The sequence below is a fragment of the Nocardia altamirensis NBRC 108246 genome, from assembly GCF_001612685.1.
GTDB lineage: Bacteria > Actinomycetota > Actinomycetes > Mycobacteriales > Mycobacteriaceae > Nocardia > Nocardia altamirensis.
In genome coordinates, this window is record NZ_BDAY01000059.1 from 1 (window position 1) to 1,363 (window position 1,363).

A 1,363-nucleotide genomic window follows, 5' to 3' on the forward strand; every position below is an offset into this window, starting at 1 on the left:
CAGACCCCCTGAGCGCGGGCCGACCCCCTGAGCGCGGGCCGACTCCGTGAGCGCGGCTGCCCCTCAGTGCAAGCCGACTCCCCAAACCCGGTTGACTCATCGGGCGCGGTCGGCTCTGGCCAGCTGAATCAGGGAGCCGCGGACTTGCACCGACCCACGGGTTCGCCTGGCGCGGCCGGTGTCGGCGGTTGGTAGCGTGCTGACGTGCCGCACAGTGTCCCGCCCTCCGAACCGCGCCGGATCCTCGTCCTCGGCGGGGCGCGATCGGGCAAGTCGGCCTACGCCGAGGAGTTGGCGGCGGCGGCCGGTCCCGTGCGCTACCTTGCGACCTCGATCCCCGACCCCGCGGATCACGACTTCGCCGAACGCATCGCGAAACACCGCGACCGCAGACCAGCCGACTGGGACGTGATCGAAAGCGCCGACCCGGCAGCAATACTCAGCACTGCGCCATCCGAGGGCACCACCCTCATCGACGACATCGGCACCTGGCTCACCGCCCGCATCGACGCACTCGACGCCTGGGAATCCCCTCGCGGCACCGTCGCCCCCGACGCCGACGCCCTCGTCACCGTGGTCGCCGCCTACCCCCACCGCCTGATCATCGTCACCCCCGAAGTCGGCATGGGCATCATCCCCGCCACCCGCTCCGGCCGCCTCTTCCGCGACGAAATCGGCACCCTCAACCAACGCCTAGCCCAAGCCTGCGACCACGCCGTCCTCGTAGTAGCCGGCCTCCCCCTCCCCCTCAAATAGTCCCCGCACACGCGCACCGACCACGAGTGGCACATGGCTGCGGCAAACACCGAGAAGACCCCTCCACCATGTGCCACTCGTCACCACGTCGAGACACGAAAAGGCCACGCCAGCCAGGCCACTCGCACCGGCGACCGAATCGAAGCAACCCCACGAACACGCGGCACACCAGCGACCCACCCACGCGCGACCGATGTAACCACGCGGGTGCAAGACCACCCAGGCCACTCGCACCGGCGACCGAGTCGAAGCAACCCCACGAACACGCGGCACACCAGCGACCCACCCACGCGCAGCCGACGTAACCACGCGGGCCCAAGACCACGAGTGGCACATGGCTGCGGCAAACGCCGAGAAGACCCCTCCACCATGTGCCACTCGTCGCCACGTCGAGGTACGAAAAGGCCACGCCAGCCAGGCCACTCGCACCGGCGACCGAATCGAAGCAACCCCACGAACACGCGACACACCAGCGACCCACCCGCGCGCGGCCGATGTAACCACGCGGGCCCAAGACCACGAGTGGCACATGGCTGCGGCAAACGCCGAGAAGACCTCTCCACCATGTGCCACTCGTCGCCACGTCGGGGCACGAAGAGGCCGCGCG

The 1,363-nt window shown here is 69.4% G+C and carries 1 protein-coding gene; it reads left to right on the top strand.

Annotated elements, in window-relative coordinates:
* Positions 1 to 204 precede the first annotated feature (204 nt).
* Positions 205 to 756 carry a bifunctional adenosylcobinamide kinase/adenosylcobinamide-phosphate guanylyltransferase gene (gene cobU, locus NA11_RS28640; protein WP_069165138.1) on the top strand — a complete coding sequence of 184 codons (552 nt, stop codon included), beginning with the start codon at positions 205 to 207 and terminating at the stop codon, positions 754 to 756.
* Positions 757 to 1,363: the final 607 nt, after the last annotated feature.